Genomic DNA, 16923 nt, shown 5'->3' with positions numbered 1-16923 from the left:
GCCGTCAGGGCGTGGGGCGCGTGCTCGCGTCGTCTCAGACGCGATGGGCCGCGCGTTCGACGGCTGCCTCGGCCGGATGTGCGGGCCGCACGCGGCGCAGCAGACGCAGCGCGAACCAGCCCAAATAGAGCACGCCGGCAGCGAAGACGATGTCGCCCGGGACGCGGATCCACACGAGCGCCTGCATGATCGGTGCGTGCACGATCTCGGGTGAGCGCGCATACCAGAGCCCCTTGCTGACGCTGGCCCACGCCTCGTAGATGCCCGAGGGCAGGATGGAGAGGAACACCATCATGAACAGGCCGATGTTGAGCATCCAGAATGCCGGCTTGAGCAGCGTGTCGTCCCACGCTTCGCGGGGCGACAGGCCGCGCAGGCAGAACAGCATGAGCCCGATACCCAGCATCCCATAGACGCCGAACAGGGCAGCATGGCCGTGCGCGGGCGTCATGTTGAGCCCCTGTACGTAATAGAGCGAAATCGGCGGGTTGATCGAGAATCCGAGCAGCCCGGCGCCTACGGTGTTCCATACGCCCACGGCGACGAAGCACAGGATCGCCCACTTGTACGTTTGGACCCACGGTGCGGCCTGCGTCTTGCGATAGGTTTGCCACCCTTCGAGGCCGATGAGCGCGAGCGGTACGACTTCGAAGGCCGAGAACACCGAGCCCACCGCGATGACGGCCGTCGATGCGCCGGTGAAGTACAGGTGGTGCAAGGTGCCCAGAATGCCGCCGAACAGGAATACGATCGTCTCGAGCACGATGGCGCGGTTGGCCGTTTCGATGCGGATGAGGCCCAGTCTGGAGAAGATCAGCGCGATGACGGCGGTTGCGAACACTTCGAAGAAGCCTTCGACCCACAGGTGCACGAGCCACCACCTCCAGTACTCGATCATCGAGTAATGCGTGTGTTGGCCCCAGGCGAGCGAAGTCGAATAAAAGGCACCGATGCAAGCCGCCGACAGGAACACCATGCCGATGAGTCCGCGCCCGTTCGTTTCGCGGTTCTTCAGCGCGGGCATCAATGCACGTCCCATCAGCACGAGCCAGAACAGCAGGCCGACGAACAGCAGGATCTGCCAGACGCGGCCCATGCTCGTGTAGGCGAGCCCCTGATTGCCGATCCAGAAGCTGTAATCGGTGCCGCGATGCTGTAGCGTGCCGAGCCAGCCGCAGACGGTCGACCCCACTACGATCACGAGCAGCGCGTAAAACAGCACGTCGACGCCGAGCTTTTGCAGCTTCGGTTCGTGCCCTGAGAGCAGCGGAGAGATGTATAAGCCCGTTGCGAGCCAGGCGGTGGCGATCCAAAGCACGCCGAACTGTGTATGGATGGTGCGGCTCGCGACCCATGGCAATACGTCTGCAAGCGGCAGCCCGAAGAAGCTGTGGCCTTCCACCGCATAGTGGGCGGTGATCGCGCCCATGCCGACTTGCGTCAACAGCAAGCCGATGACGACATAGAAGTATTTCTTCGTTGCCTTCATCGACGGCGTGGGTTTGACGTTGAAGAGCGGATCCTTGGCGGGGGCCGCCAAAGACGCTTCGCCTTCGTTATGTGCCGAGTGGTACCAGATCATGCCGGCGATGCCCGCGAGCAGCAGGATCACGCTGGCGACGGACCACATGCCGTTGGCAACGGTCGGGTTGTTGTCGACGAGCGGCTCGTGTGGCCAATTGTTCGTGTAGGTGATTCCCGTTTGTCCGGGGCGATCGGTGGTGGCCGACCAGGCCGACCAGAAGAAGAACGAGGCAAGCGCCGCCTGATCGTCGGCACGTCTGACGGAACCGGCATTCATCGCGTATTGATCGCGTAGCGCATCGAGCGACGGGTCGTCGCCGAACAACGCTTCGTAGTGCGCCGCGACGTCGCGCACGGCGCTCGCGCGCTCGTTGCTCAGCGTGAGGCGGCCGGTCGAAGCGTCATAGCGATTCGCGCGCATTTCGCGCTTCAGGCGTGCGTCGAGCGTTCCCTGCCGATCGTCCGTCAGCGCGGCATAGGGCTGCTCGAACTGCAGCTTGGCCCAGTTCTCGCGCAACTGCAGCGCTTCGCGATGGAGCCAGTCGGCCGACCAGTCGGGCGCCACGTAGCTGCCGTGGCCCCAGACGGTGCCGAGTTGCTGTCCTCCGGCCGCGAGCCATACTTGCTGGCCGCGCTTGATTTGATCGCCGGTGAACAGCACTTGACCGCTCTGATCGACAACCGCGCTCGGAATCGGCGGGGCGGCCAGATAGATCTCTTTTCCGAGCCAAAGCAAAGCGGCGAACGATAGCAGGCAGACCAGGCCCAACCATCTCCATAAGCGTCGTGTCGATTGCATATCCTCTCTCCTGGAGGGTGAAGTGCAGGGATGCCATTGCCTGCGGGTCGATCCGTCTGCAGTGGCTAAAACATATATTTGAAATACATGTTAACGGGCATCATAGAGTCGCCTTTTGATCTAGGTAAAGGTTCGTGTCGGTCGGTAAGCGGGTGGTCTGCACGTTCGCCATCCGGGAACGTCGATGTTTGCGGGGGTGCGCGGGGGTGTCGCGTTATTTCGCCGCAGGTACCGGTGTGCAGGCGATGAAGTGGCCTGGAGCGCGCCGCGTCCGGGCGCTGGAACGCGTCGCTTTGGAGGGGGAGGCTGGAGTGTGAGCAAAGCCCCCGTTGTCGGGGGCTCGATGTCGGTGTCGCCCGTGGAACGCCGGTCGCTGTGAACGCCGAGCGGGTTTACAGCTCGATACGCGTGCCCAGCAAAACGAGGAACTGTCTCAACCATTCGGGATGCGCGGGCCACGCCGGTGCCGTGACGAACGGCGCGTCGGTGACGGCCGCATCCACGCGAATATCGGCGTACTCGCCGCCGGCCAGCCGAACCTCGGGCGAGCAGGCCGGATAGGCCGAAATGCGCTTGCCCCGAATGACGTCGGCCGCCGCCAGCAGTTGCGCCGCGTGGCAAATCGCCGCAATCGGCTTTTTATCGTTCGCGAACTGCTGCACGAGCGATATCACCTTCCGATCGAGCCGCAAGTACTCGGGTGCGCGACCGCCCGCGATCGCGAGCGCGTCGTATTCATGCGCATCGATTTCGTCGAACGATGCGTTGAGCGTGAACTGATGCCCGGGTTTCTCGGTATAGGTCTGATCGCCTTCGAAGTCATGGATCGCCGTTTTCACTTTGTCCCCGGCCTGCTTGCCGGGGCATACGGCGTGCACGGTATGCCCGACGGCTTGCAGTGCCTGAAATGGCACCATCGTTTCGTAGTCCTCTGCAAAATCGCCGGTCAAAAAGAGAATCTTCTTCGCTGCCATGGCTTTCTCCTGTCGGTACCTACGTTGGGACGGAACGAGCACGGCAAAGTGTACTCCGGCTCATCGACGCAGCGGCGGCAGCAGCAGCAGCGCACGTATCCTCGAGTACTTGCCCGCGACAGAAAATGTAATTATTATGGTTACATTATTTGGGGGCGCGGACGCCGGACCGGGAGTAAAAGCGGGAAATGAATACGAGCAGCCGTTTCGCTTACGCCGTTCACGTGCTGGCGTTGCTGTCGCTGCAAGAGGGCGTGCCGCTTTCGTCGGAGATCATTGCGGGCAGCGTGAACACGAATCCGGCGTTGATCCGGCGCCTGCTTTCCATGCTGGCCGCAGCCGGGCTGACCACGGCGCAATTGGGGGCGGGCGGCGGTGCGCTGCTTGCTCGCGAGCCGAAGGACATCGCCCTGGTCGATGTCTACCGCGCTGTCGATGACGGCAAGTTGATCGGCTTGCATCGGGATACGCCGAATCCCGACTGCATGGTCGGCAGACACATTCAAGCGGTGCTCGTCGAAGTCGTCGACGCCGCCGAGCGGGCTCTCGAAGCATCGCTTGCTTCGCGCACGCTGGCGGATGTCACGGCTGGCGTGCTGTCTGCGCACCGAAAGGAAGAACAAAAACGGCGGCGGGGGTAATGCAGTCGAGCCGACGTCGGTCGGCCATCGATAAAGCACGAATCGGGCGGGGATCGCAACCCGCCGTTTTTTTGCGGTAATGTGTAACTAATGCAGTTACTAATAAGGAGAGCAAAGATGCAAAAGAATCTGAAGATCGCACTTTTTGGCGCAACGGGCATGATCGGCTCGCGAATCGCTGCCGAAGCGGCGCGGCGCGGCCACGAGGTCAGCGCGTTTGCGCGACATCCCGAACGTGTGCAGGGTGCCGCGCACATCACGGCGCGCCAGGGCGATGTTTTCGATGTGCCGGCGATGACGGCCGCGGTTGCGGGCCACGACGTAATCGCAAGCGCGTATGCCCCGCCGCACGACGATGCAGGCAAGGTTGTCGATGCCGCGCGGGCGCTGGTGGCGATCGCTCGGGCGGCAGGCATCAAGCGGATCGTAGCCGTGGGCGGCGCGGGCTCGCTCGAAGTGGCGCCTGGCAAGCAGCTCGTCGATGCGGACGGATTTCCCCCGCAGTACAAGGCCTATGCACTCGCGCATCGCGACGCGCTTGGGTTTTACCGGACGGCGACCGATATCGATTGGACCTTTTTCGCACCGGCGGCCATCATCGCGCCGGGCGAGCGCAAGGGCACGTTCCGGGTTGGCACGGACAAGCTCATTGCGGACGAGAACGGCGACAGCACGATTTCGGCCGAGGACTACGCCATTGCGTTCGTCGACGAAATCGAGGGCGCACGGTTTGCGCGGCAACTCGCGACGGTGGCCTACTAAGCGGGCGAGGACGTAAGCGCAGGGAAAGCCGCGATACGGATCACCGTCTTTTGCTGAAAAGCGTAGAATGCGGCCCGCGTAGGCGGGGGTGTGCCCCGGCCTGCGCGAACCCTATTTTTTTCCGGCATTGGATCGTGAACCAACCTCGCAAGAAGCTCGACCCGACCGTGCGCGTCGCGGTGTTGATCGTCGTCGCCGTGCTGATCGTGATCGGCACGCTTTTCTATAACGCGATACGGGGCAAACTCGAGTACGACCGCGAGCGGCGTGCGGCGCAAGATGTCCCGGCATCTGCCGCGGTACGCGCAGGCTCCGCCGCGGTTCCCGCCTCGCAGTAATTCGCGCGGAACGAAACGCTTTCAGTCTTCCGATATCAGAATCGTCCGCGCGTCCTTGCGGATCAAAAACGATGCGGCAAGCATCTGTTTCGCTTGCAACGCAAGCATCTTGAGTTCCTGCACGAAATCGTTCGCATGCTGGCCCGAGCGTTCGGCGTCGGTCACCATGGCATCGAGCTCACGCGTGAGCTGCTTCGTCGTTTCCGCCGGCTCGGCACTGGGCGCATCGGCCGCATGCGCGTTGGCAAGATTTTCCCGTACGACCGAGAGCGTGCGCTGCAGCGCCAGCGGGCGCTCCGATTCCTTGTCCGCAACGCCGCGTATGAGCGGCACGGCTGCCGTGATTTGCGCGGCCAGCGCATGGGCTTGCACGAGCAGATCGTTGAGTTCGGGCACGAACTTGCGATGGGCTTCCGGCTCGATCAGCATGCGCCGCAACGCTTGCGCCAAGTTGGCAAACGCGATGTGCGCGTTCTTGCGCGCAAGCCGATAACGAAAATCGCGGTCGGCCGGCGCGCCGCGCTCCGCTGCGACGGCGGCGTTCGTGCCCGCCGCCGCGGCTCCCGCTGGCTCGCCTGGCTGGCCGCCCCACCACCAAGCCGCCTCGAGATGTTGACGCGAAGTGGCGAGCAACTCCGTCACGAGCTTGCCTATGTCGCGATACTCCCAGTATGGAAACAAGCGGCTCGCCGCAATCGCCAGCGCGCAGCCGACGACGGTATCGATCGCGCGCTCGCCGATGATATGCAGGCTGCCCGGCGCCAGCAGATGAAAGAGCAGCAGCACGTACGCGGACGTGAATACGACGCTCGCCGTGTAATTGAAAAGCAGCAGGCTGTAGCTCATGACCATCGACGCAAACATTACCGCTAGCAGTACGTGCGGCGAGTGGACCAGCAAGATCAGCGCGATGCTGACCGCGCAGCCGATGGCCGTACCGACGATACGCTGCTGATTGCGCTGCTTCGTGAGCGAATAGCCGGGCTTCATGATGATCAGTGTGGTCATCACGATCCAGTAGGCGTTCGTGAGCGGCAGCACCCGGCCCAGCGCGAAGCCCAGGGCGACGGCGATCGTCACGCGCAAGGCATGGCGAAAGCTCGGCGAGGCCATCGTCAGGTTCGAGAAGATCTGCCGCAACGGTACGCGCCTGCCGGAGAGAAAACGCGTCAGGCTCGGATCGAGGCGCAGTTCGGTGCGAACCGTCGGCGAATCGTCCGCGAGGCTTTTTTTCATCTTGTCGATGAGCCGGATGCCGCTCCAGATGCGCCTGAACGAAGCCGATGCGGCCGCGTAGGCCTCCGCCTGACGCTGCGCCTGGCCTTCCTTGCGCTGCAACTCGAGTTCGTACTCGATCGCCCGCAGCTCGGCCTTCACGCTGATGCGCGATTCGGAAACGCGATTTTGCAGCACGGCAAGGCCGATCTCGTCGAGATCGAACGCCGCTTTGCGGATCAGATCGCGGTAGAACAGCATGAGATCGGCATTGCCGAAAGTGCGGCGCAATAGCGGGTAGTCGGTATGCGCGCCTACGAAGAGTTCATGCAGATCGACGACGTTGATGAACAGATTGAAAAGCGTGACGCGCCTTCTGTCGAGCTTGCCGCGGCGCAGCTTCGGCAGGTTGCGCAGCACGATGGCGCGCGCGGCGTCCTGGAGCTCGACGGCCGCGATCTGCTTTTCGACGAGATTGCTGTAGCAGACATCGAGATCGGCATCGACATCGTAGAACGCGGCGCGCGCGAGCAGATATTCGGCACAGGCGAAGACGCTTTCGGCGAGCGCCTGCTTTTCGACCCGATACGCCTGCCATTGCAGCACGAGGGTGGCCCAGTACGTGTACCAGAGGCCGCCCGCGAGAATCCACGCGGCATTGGTCAGTGCGGCGAGCGGGCTCAAGTGCTCTTCGAGCGTGACGACCATCATGAAAAGCGTCGCGAAGCCGATCTGCGGCCAGCGATTGCCATAAGCGACGGTCAGCGATAGCGCGAACGTGAGCGCGGCGACAGTGGCACCGAGCGCGAAGACGTTGAACGTAGCGAGTCCCGTTGCGAGCGCGGCAACGAAGCCGAGCACGCTGCAGGTCAACATCTCGTTGTGCTTGTACTTGAGCGGCCCGGGCATGTCGACGACGCAGGCCCCGAGCGCACCCGTCGCGATGGTGAAGCCGAGCTCGGTATTGCGAAAGACGATCAGGCAAAGCACGGCGGGCAGCGAGACGCCGATCGCCATGCGCAGTCCACCGAAGAAATACTGACTGTAGAGGAACTTCTTGATTTCTATCGAATATCGCATCGATGTGGGAGCTGGCAGCGGATGAGCCGGTTACCGGAAGGTTGGAGCTTGAGCCCGCGTCGAGTCTAACGTATTTGGCTGCGCGCCCGCCACTGGAAACGGCCGCCACGGTACCTGCGTGGTTCCCGCTTGCGGTGAAAGAGGCGAGGCGGCGCTCGCGTTTGCTATCCTCATGCTTTGCGCCGAAACGCGCCTTTAAGCGCTGTCCGTACGCGTTCGAAAAACGCGTACGGCCGGCTTCGCGGGGTCCATGCTTCAGCTCCTTTATTCCAATCGCTACGAGACGCTCGTCGACGCACTCAGCGAAGACCTCTCGGCCATGCCGGCCGATCCCTGGTCCAGCGAGGAACTCATCGTGCCGAGCGCCGCTGTACGCAGGCATATCGAACTCGAGCTCGCCAGGCGGCGCGGGATCTGCGCGAACGTCAATTTCAGCTATCTGGCCCAGTGGCTATGGATGCAGATCGGGCGCGCGATGGATGTGCCCGTGCATTCGCCGCTTGCGGTGGAGCGGCTGCAATGGCGCTGTTATCGGCTCTTCGGCGCGCGCGAGGGCAAGCTCGCGCAGGCGTGGCGAGCATCGCCGCGGCTTGCCGCATATCTCGCGGGGGCCGACGAGCCCATGCGCTATGAACTTGCACGCCGGGTCGCGACGCTCTTCGATCATTACCTCACTTATCGCCCCGAGTGGCTCGCGCGCTGGCAGCGCGGCCAGTCCATCTTCGATGCCGACGCGCCTGCCCCCGCGGGCAGCCTGGCCGGCTCGTTGCGCGAGGACGAGAGTTGGCAGGCGGCACTTTGGCGGGCGGTGCTGGCCGAGCTTGCCGGCACGGACGACCCTCGCGCGCTCGAACAGGCATCGCCGCCCGCGCATCGTTTTCTGGAAGTGGCGCGCAAGCTCGATCTCGACGCGGTCATGCGCGCCCGCTGGCCGGCCTCGGTCAGCGTGGTCGCGCTGCCGACCATCGCGCCGCTTCATATCGCGTTGCTGCGCGAGCTGTCGCACTGGATCGACGTGCGGCTTTACGTAGTGAACCCGTGCCGCCAGTTCTGGTTCGACATCGTGAGCGAAGGCAGGGCGGTCGCGCTCGAAGCGGCAGGCACACTCGATTTTCACGAGGTCGGCCATCCTCTGCTGGCGGAGTGGGGACGGCAAACGCAGGCGCAACTGCACTTGCTGCACGAGCTGACCGAAGGCGCGGCATCGGCGGAAGCGACCCGGTTCGTCCCGAATCCGCAGGCGAGTTGGCTCGCGAAGCTGCAAAATGCCATGCTCGATCTCGTGCCGGAGACGCCCGAGCCGCCCCCCGAGCGTGGCATCGAAGTGCACGTGTGCCACAGTCTCTCGCGCCAGCTCGAGGTGCTGCACGACCGGCTGCTGGACTGGTTCAACGGCGGTCGCGATACGCAGGGCGGCACCGGCGCCTCGGCTGAGCTCGAGCCGGCCGACGTGCTCGTTGCGTGCCCCGATCTGGTCGCCGCCGCACCGCTCATCGACGCCGTGTTCGGTACCGCGCCCGCCGACGAGCGCCGCCGCATTCCTTATCGCATCACGGGCCTGCCGGCGTCGCAGGCCAACCCGGTCGCGCGTGTGCTGCTCGATTGGCTGGCGCGTGCCGATCGAAACGTGACGGCGCCCGAGCTCGTCGAGTGGTTACGCGTCGACGCGCTCGCCGCGCGATACCGCATCGATGCGGGGGCGCTCGACACCGCGCAGGCCTGGCTCGCGGCGGCCGGCGCACGCCGCGGGCTCGCGCCGGCCATGCCGACGGATCCCGATGTGCCGCCGGAACGCCATACGTTCGCCGATGCGCTCATGCGGTTGTTCCTCGGCTACGCGATGCCGGATGGCGGCGAGCCCGTCGACGCCTGGTTGCCGGTACCCGGCGCGGCGGGTGCCGAAGCAGAGTTGCTCGGCCGACTCGCGCGTTTCGTCGACGATATCGAGCAGTTCATCGCGCGCGCGTCCGAGGCCGGCAGCTGCGAAGCCTGGACTGCGCTGCTCGAGCAGGCATTGCAGCGCTTTTTCGATGCGGGGCCGGGGTTTTCCGATTCGATTGCCGCCGTGCGCGATGCCGTCGATGCGACGCTCGATGCGATGCGCGAAAGCGCCGGCGACGCACGCATACCCGCGGACGTCGTGCGCGCGGCGCTCAGCGCGGCGCTCGACGACGGGGCGTACGGTGGCGTGCCCGGGGGCGGCGTGACGTTTTCGTCGCTGACGAGCCTGCGCGGGTTGCCTTACCGCGTCGTCTGCCTGATCGGCATGGACGACGGCGTGCTGCCTTCACACTCGCGTGCCGACGAGTTCGACCTGATGGCCGCGCGGCCAGCGTTGGGCGACCGGCAGCGGCGCGCCGACGAACGCAACCTGTTTCTCGATCTATTGCTGGCGGCGCGCGAGCGGTTCGTCATCACCTATACCGGCCGCAGCATTCGCGATAACGCGCCGCTGCCGCCGGCCGCGCTCGTCGACGAGCTGCTCGATCATCTGGCGCGCGTGCAGGCCGGCGCCGATGCCACCCCTGCGCAGACGCAGGCCGCGCGCGATACATTCATCGTCGAGCATCCGTTGCAACCGTTCTCGCGGGCGTACTTCGAGCCAGCGACGGGCTTGTTCACCTACGATCGAGAGCGTGCGCAACTGGCCGAGCGGCTCGCGGCCGGCGAGGCAGCACCGGTGCGGCCATTCTTCTCTATGCCGCTGGCACCCGAGCCCCTCGGACCGATCGCGTTCGCCGACTTCGCGCGATTCTGGCGACACCCGGCGCGCGAGTTGCTGCGCGAGCGGCTGGGCATCGTGCTCGAAGCCGCCGACGGCGAGCTTGGCGACACCGAGCCGTTCGAACTCGATTACGCGGCCCGAGATGCGCTCGCCGAGCGTTTGCTGCCGCGCCTCATCGCACACGGCGACGACGCCATGCGCGCGCGCGCGGCGCGTATCGCCGAGGCGAGTCCCGAGTTGCCGGTGGGCGCCACGGGGGACGTCATGAAGCACCGCGAGCTCGCGGCGTTGACACGTCTGGCCGGCGATGTGCGCGCGCAACTGGCCGTTGGCGCGGCGCGCTTGTCGTTCGTCGTGGAGGTGACGCCGCGCTGGCCCGACACCCACGGTATTGCGGTTTTCGGCGAGCACGATGCGGCGCTCGCGCATGGGCTCGGCGACGCAGGGCCTCTCGAGTTGCATGGCGTGCTCGAGAACGTGACGAGCAATGGGCTCGTGCTCTACCGTTATGCGCGCCCCGGTGCGCGCGATTACCTCGGCGCGTGGCTCGCGCATCTGGTGTATTGCGCGGCACAGCCCGATGGGCCCCGCCGCACGACGTGGCAAGGCCTCGGCGAGCGCTTTTCCTTCGCGCCCGTGGCGGCGCCGAACGAAATGCTCGCGCCGCTCGTTGCCCTCTTTGCCGCCGGGCGCCGCGCGCCGCTGCGCTTCTTTCCGAAGAGCGCGTGGGCGAGGATGACGGGCAGCGAGGCACAAGCGCTCGGCGTCTGGATCAGCGATCGCGTACGCGGAGAATCGGACGATCCCGCACTCGAGATCGCCTGGCGCGGTACGGCATTGACGCTCGACGAACCGTTCGCCGCACTCGCGCGTCTCGTGTTCGAGCCGCTCTTGAAGCACCTCGAAGGAGTCGCGGCATGAGCGGCGCATCGGTAGTAGCCGGTCCCGTCGTGTCGCCGACCGCCGAGCTCGACGTCTTCACGTGCCCGCTCAGCGGCATCAATCAAATCGAAGCGTCGGCCGGTACCGGGAAGACCTGGAATATTTGCGCGCTCTATGTACGGCTTTTGCTCGAACGCGACTTGAACGCCGACCAGATTCTCGTCGTCACGTTCACGAAGGCGGCGACAGCCGAATTGCACGAGCGCATCCGGACACGTTTGGCCGAACTGGCACGCGCAATCGAAACGGGCGAACCGGGCGGCGACGCGTTCGTCGCTCGCCTTTTCGAGACAGTGTTGGCCGATGCGGACGCAGCCGCGCTCGAGCAGGCCGGCAGGCGCATTCGGCGCGCGCTGTCGACTTTCGATCAGGCCGCCATCCATACGATTCACGCGTTTTGCCAGCGCGCGTTGCAAGAGGCGCCATTCGCGGCCGCGATGCCGTTCGCTCTCGAACTGGAAGGCGACGATACCGGCCTGCGATTCGAACTGGCGGCCCGGTTCTGGCGCACGCGGATCGAGCCCGTCGCCGCGGCGCATCCGGCGTTCGCCGCGTGGCTCGTCGCGCATGGCGCGGGTCCACAGGTGCTCGATGCACAGCTGACGCGGCGGCTCAAGAAGCCGCTTGCGATCATGCGGTTCGGCCCGCTCGGCGGCTCCATGGCCTCGACGGACGCGGCCGCCGACGCCGACGAGCGGCGGATGCAAGCTGGATTCGACGAGGCATGCGCGCTATGGAGCGAGGAGCGCGAGCGCATCGTGCAACTGCTCGACGACGCGCAAGCCGCGCTCTCCCGCACGACACACAAGCCCGAGGCGGTGGCGGCCGCGCTCGACGCATGGGCTCGCTATTTCGCGGAGGGCGACTGCCACGCGGCGCCGCCACGTGCCGCGTTGAAGCTGACGGCGTCCGCGCTCGAGAAAGCGACGAAGGCCAAGTTCGTCGCGCCGACCCATCCGTTCTTCGCGCTGGCCGACGCGCTCGCGGCCGCCGTCGATGCCGCCGAGGCAGCCCATCGCCGGCGTTGGCTCGCACTCGTCGCCGAATGGCTGGAGACGGGGCCGGCCACGCTCGCCGCGGCCAAGCGCTCGCGGCGCGTCGTTTCGTTCGACGATCTGCTGTCGAATCTGCACGATGCGCTCGTCGCCCACCCATGGCTGGCGCAGGTGCTACGCGCGCGCTATCCGGCCGCACTGATCGACGAATTCCAGGATACCGATCCGCTGCAGTTCGCCATCTTCGAGCGAATTTTCGCGCGCGGTCCGAGCGGGCCGGCACCGGTCTTTCTGGTCGGCGATCCGAAGCAGGCGATCTACAGTTTTCGCGCGGCCGATCTGCATACCTACCTTGCCGCGCGCGCCGCGGCGAGCTCGCGCTACACGCTGGCGGTCAATCAGCGCTCCACGGCGCCGCTCGTCGATGCCTGCAACCGCATCTTCAGCGCGAATCCGCGCGCGTTCGTGCTCGACGGGCTCGACTATCTGCCTGTGCGCGCCGGCACGCGCGAACGTGCGCCGTTCGTCGACGGTGCCGCCACGGGCGAGGTCGACGCGCTGCGCTTATGGATGCTGCCGTCCGGCGAGGCCACGCTTACCAAGCGCGACGCGCAACGGCAGGCGGCCGAGGCGAGCGCGGCCGAGATCGCACGGCTCTTGCGCGCTGCGCGCGAGGGATCGGTGACGCTCGGCGACAGACCGCTCGCGCCGGCCGACATCGCGGTGCTCGTGCGCACGCACCGGCAGGGCAGCCTCGTCAAACGCGTGCTGGCCGGCTGGGGTATCGGCAGCGTCGAGCTCGCGCAGGCGTCGGTTTTCGCGACGATCGATGCCGCGCAACTCGAACGCGTGCTGCTCGCGATCGACATGCCGGGCGATCTGCGTCGGCTGCGCGCGGCGCTGGCAGCCGATTGGTTCGGCCTCGACGCGGTCGCGCTGGCCTCGCTCGAAGCGCTGGCCGACGCGGCGACGGCAACCCATGCCGATGACGCGACGGCCTGGGCCGAGCGCTTTGCACGTTATCGATCGCTGTGGCACGAGCGAGGCTTTGCGACGATGTGGCGGACGCTGATGCGCGAACTCGGGGTTGGCCGGCGGCTCATCGCCGGCCGCGACGGCGAGCGCCGGCTGACCGACGTCAATCATCTGGCGGAGCTCGTTGCCGCGCAGACGGCGGTGCATCCCGGTATTGCGCCGACATTGCGCTGGCTGGCCGCGCAGCGGGATCAGGGCGGGGGAGACGATGCGCAACTGCGGCTGGAATCCGACCGCGATCTCGTGCAGATCGTGACGGTCCACAAGTCGAAAGGGCTGGAATACGCGCTCGTCTTCTGCCCGTTTCTCAACGACGGTGCGATGCAACCTTCCTCGGGCGGCGGCTTGACCGACGCCTGCGAATACCATGAAGAGCAAGCTGGTGGTACGGCGACGGTGCTGCACTTTGGCTGCGAGGGCGACGACCTCGAGCGCGCCGAGCTCGAGGCACGGCGGGAAGAAGCCGCGGAACGCGCCCGCCTGATCTACGTCGCGCTGACCCGCGCGGTGTACCGTTGCTACCTCGTCGCAGGGCCCTATCTGTCGTCGCGCTCGACGAAGGAATCGCGTCGTAGCGTACTCAATTGGTTCGTTGCCGGCGATGGCGAATGCGCAAGTTTCGACGATTGGTACCGGGAGCCACCGGATGACACGGTCACGACTCAACGGTGGGAAGCACTGGCTCACGGACCCATTTCACTGGAACCGCTGCCGGTGCTTGGCGGGCGTGCGCCGCTCGAGCGCGAAAGCTCGCAAGGCCAGCGGTTCGCGGCTCGCACGAGCCGCAGGTTGGTGAACGAGACCTGGCGGATTGCGAGCTTCAGCTCGCTCGCGTCGGGGGTGTCGCACAGCATGCCAGGTCCCGTCGAAGACGAGCCGCGTCCGGACCACGATGCGCAGGCGGCGGCCTTCGATGCCGGGGTAGCCGCGTCGGACGCCGAGCCGGCTGAACCGTTTGCGGCGATCGTGGCGCGCCCGGCGGTTGCCGTCGCCGCTGACGACATTCTCGATTTTCCGCGCGGCGCGGCGGCCGGCGAGTGTCTGCACCGACTTTTCGAGTTGGCCGATTTCGCTGCGCCGGCAAGCTGGCCGCAAGCGATTCAGCGCGCGCTCGCGGAACGCCCCGTGCCGGCCGATGCGCAAACGGCGCACCGGATGCCGGCAATGATGGCCCGCATGCTGACCGAGGTGGCGAGCCGCGAGCTCGCGCCGGGCCTGAGCCTCGCATCGCTCGACGCCGAACGCCGCTTCGTGGAATGGCCGTTTCTCTTTGCGTGTCCCTCGCTCGATCCATCGGTGCTGCGACGCTTGCTCGTCGCACACGGATACCCCGACGTGGCGCTCGAAACCGGTTTGCTGACCGGCTTCGTCAAAGGATTCGTCGACATGATCGTCGAGCATGAAGGGCGTTACTGGATCATCGATTGGAAATCGAACCATCTCGGTGTCGAGCCCGGCGATTACGGTGCGGCCTCGCTCGAGGCGGCAATGACGGCGCACGCTTACCATTTGCAGGCGCTGCTCTATACGGTCGCGCTGCATCGCTATCTGAAGACGCGCAAGCGAGGCTACGACTACGACGTGCACATCGGTGGCTACCTTTATGTCTTCTTGCGCGGCGTACGGGCCGGTTGGCACGACGGGGAGTTGCCGGCAGGCGTGTATCGGCGCTTGCCGGCGCGCGCGCTGATCGAAGCGCTCGACACGCTGTTCGGCGCGGGAGGAAACGCATGAGCGACCCCTTACGCGCCCCGATCGCCGCACCGGCCGATTTCGCGACGGCGCTTGCCGTCGGTTTCGCACGCCGCATCGGCACGCTCGCCGAACGGCTCGGCGCGGACCCGTCGAGCGTCAGATGGGCGCGTCGCGCCGCATTTGCGGCAAGCCGCGCGACGCAGGCCGGCCATGTGTGTTTGCCGCTCGCCCGCCTGGCGCACCGATACGGCGCGACGCTTGCCGAAGTACGTGCCGCGCTCGCCGCGAGCCGTATCGTCTCGGATGGCGACGACGAGGCCGATGCGTTGAGGCCGCTCGTCGTCGATCGAGCCGCACGGCTTTATCTCGCCCGCTACTTCGATTACGAGCGCAGGCTCGGCGCTTCGATCGTGGCGCATGCGCGCCATTCCAATCCGCAACTCGACGAATCGGCGCTCGCCGCAAGCCTCACGCGTTACTTCGGTCCCGCCGGCGGCGGCGAAATCGACTGGCAGCGCGCGGCGGCCGCGCTGGCGCTCGCGGGCCGCCTGACGGTGGTGAGCGGCGGCCCCGGCACCGGCAAGACGACGACCGTCGTCGGCATGCTCGCCTGTCTCGTCGATATGGATCCGACGCTGTCGATTGCGCTCGCCGCGCCAACGGGCAAGGCGGCGCAGCGCATGCAGGAAGCGCTCGCGGCGCGCGCGGCGAGCTTGCCGCCCGGCATCGGCGAGCGGCTGCCCGCGCGTGCACAGACGCTGCATCGTTTGCTCGGTGTTGGGCAGGGTGTGCGGCCACGTTATCGCCGCGACAACCCGTTGCCTTGCGATGTGCTCGTGGTCGACGAGGCATCGATGATCGATGTGGCGATGGCCGCGCAGTTGTTCGACGCGCTCGCGCCGCAAACGCGCCTCATATTGCTCGGCGACAAGGATCAACTTGCGGCGGTCGAGGCGGGCGCCGTGTTCGCGGAGCTGAGCGCGGCGCCGGCGTTCAGCGAGGCGGGTATTGCGCGCATTGCTCGCGCGACCGGGGCGGATCTCGTGTCAGTGGGCCGGGCGCTGCCCGCGACGGGGCCGCAGGCGGCCGATATCGCGGCGATGTCGACCGAGGCCGACGAGACGGCCGGGTCGCTCGACGACGATGCGTTTCTGTCGAGGGACGACGAGTTGGCGCTCGATTGGGCAGCGCCGTGGGAGCTTCCCGCGGACCCGTACCTGGACTACGAGATTCGTGCCGCCGCTGCAAGAGCGGAGCCGGCTGACCCGATCCGGTCCGCCGCGGTCCGCGAGGCGGATGATGCGTTGCCGCCCGACGGGCCGCCGCTGGTCGATTGTGTCATCTGGCTCGAGCGCAATTACCGCTTCGGGCTCGATTCTCCCGTGGGACGTCTGTCGCTGGCGATCCGCCGCGGCGATGTCGCCGCGGCGCTTGCGTCGCTGTCGCCGGTCGAGGCTCCGAGCGCCAGGGCGCCCGCCGCCGCGACGCTCGATGAGGATAGTGGAACGATACTCGCCGCACAGACGGTCGAGCGGCTCGCACAGGGTTTCGAGCGCTATATCGCGGCGCTCGTCCACGCGCTCGACGAGGCGAAACCGGACCCCGAGCCGCTTTTCGAAGCGCTCAACGCCTACCGCATCCTCTGTGCGACGCGCGTGGGCGCCCGCGGGGTGGATGCGCTCAATACGCTGATGGCAGCGCACGTACGGCGTGCCGCGCGCGTGCCGCTCGCGCCGGGTGCCGCGTGGTTCGCCGGCCGTCCGATCATGATCGCGCGCAACGACTACGCGCTTGGCCTCTTCAACGGCGACATCGGCGTGACGCTGCCCGGCGAGGGCGGCGTGCTGCGCGTGTACTTCCGCACGGCCGACGGCGGTTTTCGTGCGGTATCGCCCGCGGCCTTGCCGCCGTGCGACACCGCGTTCGCCCTGACGGTGCATAAATCGCAGGGTTCCGAATTCGACCAGGCCGCGCTCGTGCTGCCGGCGTCCGCGAGCCGCGTGCTGTCACGCGAACTCGTCTATACGGCGGTCACGCGTGCACGAGTGTCGGTACGCCTCGTCGGCGCGCGCGCGGTGCTGGCCGATGCGATCGCGATGGCCGGCGCCCGCGATTCGGGGCTCGCTGCGCGCATGGCCGAAGCGATGCGGACGAGGGATAACGGGTGAGGGCGGGGATGCGCGATGCGCCGCAACGGT

General features: G+C 66.4%; 9 protein-coding genes. 6 read left to right on the top strand and 3 right to left on the bottom strand.

Going from position 1 to position 16923, the window contains the following annotated elements; translation table 11 throughout:
- Window positions 1-34: 34 nt before the first annotated feature.
- Both ACR9ZC_RS20700 and ACR9ZC_RS20695 read right to left on the bottom strand, forming a co-directional pair.
- Window positions 35-2323 (bottom strand): nitric-oxide reductase large subunit, encoded by a 2289-nt coding sequence (locus tag ACR9ZC_RS20700; RefSeq protein ID WP_481581743.1) that lies wholly within the window; start codon window positions 2321-2323, stop codon window positions 35-37.
- A gap of 392 nt (window positions 2324-2715) precedes the next feature.
- The gene (locus tag ACR9ZC_RS20695; protein WP_481581742.1) at window positions 2716-3297 is read right to left on the bottom strand and encodes a DJ-1/PfpI family protein; all 582 of its coding nucleotides are present in this window, start codon (window positions 3295-3297) and stop codon (window positions 2716-2718) included.
- A 188-nt stretch (window positions 3298-3485) separates the two neighbouring features.
- On the opposite strand from ACR9ZC_RS20695, the gene ACR9ZC_RS20690 reads away from it, so the two are divergent.
- The 3 genes from ACR9ZC_RS20690 to ACR9ZC_RS20680 all read left to right on the top strand — a co-directional run bounded on the left by ACR9ZC_RS20690 (window position 3486) and on the right by ACR9ZC_RS20680 (window position 5038).
- Window positions 3486-3938: an Rrf2 family transcriptional regulator gene (locus tag ACR9ZC_RS20690; protein ID WP_331573378.1), complete on the top strand. Its 453-nt coding sequence runs from the start codon at window positions 3486-3488 to the stop codon at window positions 3936-3938.
- Between the two features lie 117 nt (window positions 3939-4055).
- Window positions 4056-4700, top strand: a complete 645-nt coding sequence (locus ACR9ZC_RS20685; protein ID WP_481581741.1) for an NAD(P)-dependent oxidoreductase — start codon at window positions 4056-4058, stop codon at window positions 4698-4700.
- Window positions 4701-4834: 134 nt separating this feature from the next.
- Window positions 4835-5038: a hypothetical protein gene (locus ACR9ZC_RS20680; protein ID WP_440561079.1), complete on the top strand. Its 204-nt coding sequence runs from the start codon at window positions 4835-4837 to the stop codon at window positions 5036-5038.
- A 21-nt stretch (window positions 5039-5059) separates the two neighbouring features.
- On the opposite strand, the gene ACR9ZC_RS20675 is transcribed toward ACR9ZC_RS20680, so the two are convergent.
- Window positions 5060-7333, bottom strand: a complete 2274-nt coding sequence (locus ACR9ZC_RS20675) for an FUSC family protein (RefSeq protein ID WP_481581740.1) — start codon at window positions 7331-7333, stop codon at window positions 5060-5062.
- A 250-nt stretch (window positions 7334-7583) separates the two neighbouring features.
- Here ACR9ZC_RS20675 and recC point away from each other — a divergent pair, with 250 nt between their 5' ends.
- From recC to ACR9ZC_RS20660, 3 genes are read left to right on the top strand one after another with little or no spacing between them, the layout of a single operon-like run.
- Entirely contained in the window at window positions 7584-10979 is a 3396-nt protein-coding gene (gene recC / locus ACR9ZC_RS20670) for an exodeoxyribonuclease V subunit gamma (RefSeq protein WP_481581739.1), read from the top strand.
- Window positions 10976-14764, top strand: a complete 3789-nt coding sequence (gene recB / locus ACR9ZC_RS20665) for an exodeoxyribonuclease V subunit beta (RefSeq protein ID WP_481581738.1) — start codon at window positions 10976-10978, stop codon at window positions 14762-14764. Before recC ends, recB begins: the two co-directional genes overlap by 4 nt.
- Window positions 14761-16893, top strand: a complete 2133-nt coding sequence (locus tag ACR9ZC_RS20660; RefSeq protein WP_481581737.1) for an AAA family ATPase — start codon at window positions 14761-14763, stop codon at window positions 16891-16893. Before recB ends, ACR9ZC_RS20660 begins: the two co-directional genes overlap by 4 nt.
- Window positions 16894-16923 lie beyond the last annotated feature (30 nt).

This window comes from Trinickia sp. HAY1-2D (assembly GCF_056754935.1).
The sequence above is the reverse complement of the archived record's forward strand: the minus strand, read 5'-3'. Positions and strand labels throughout refer to the sequence as shown.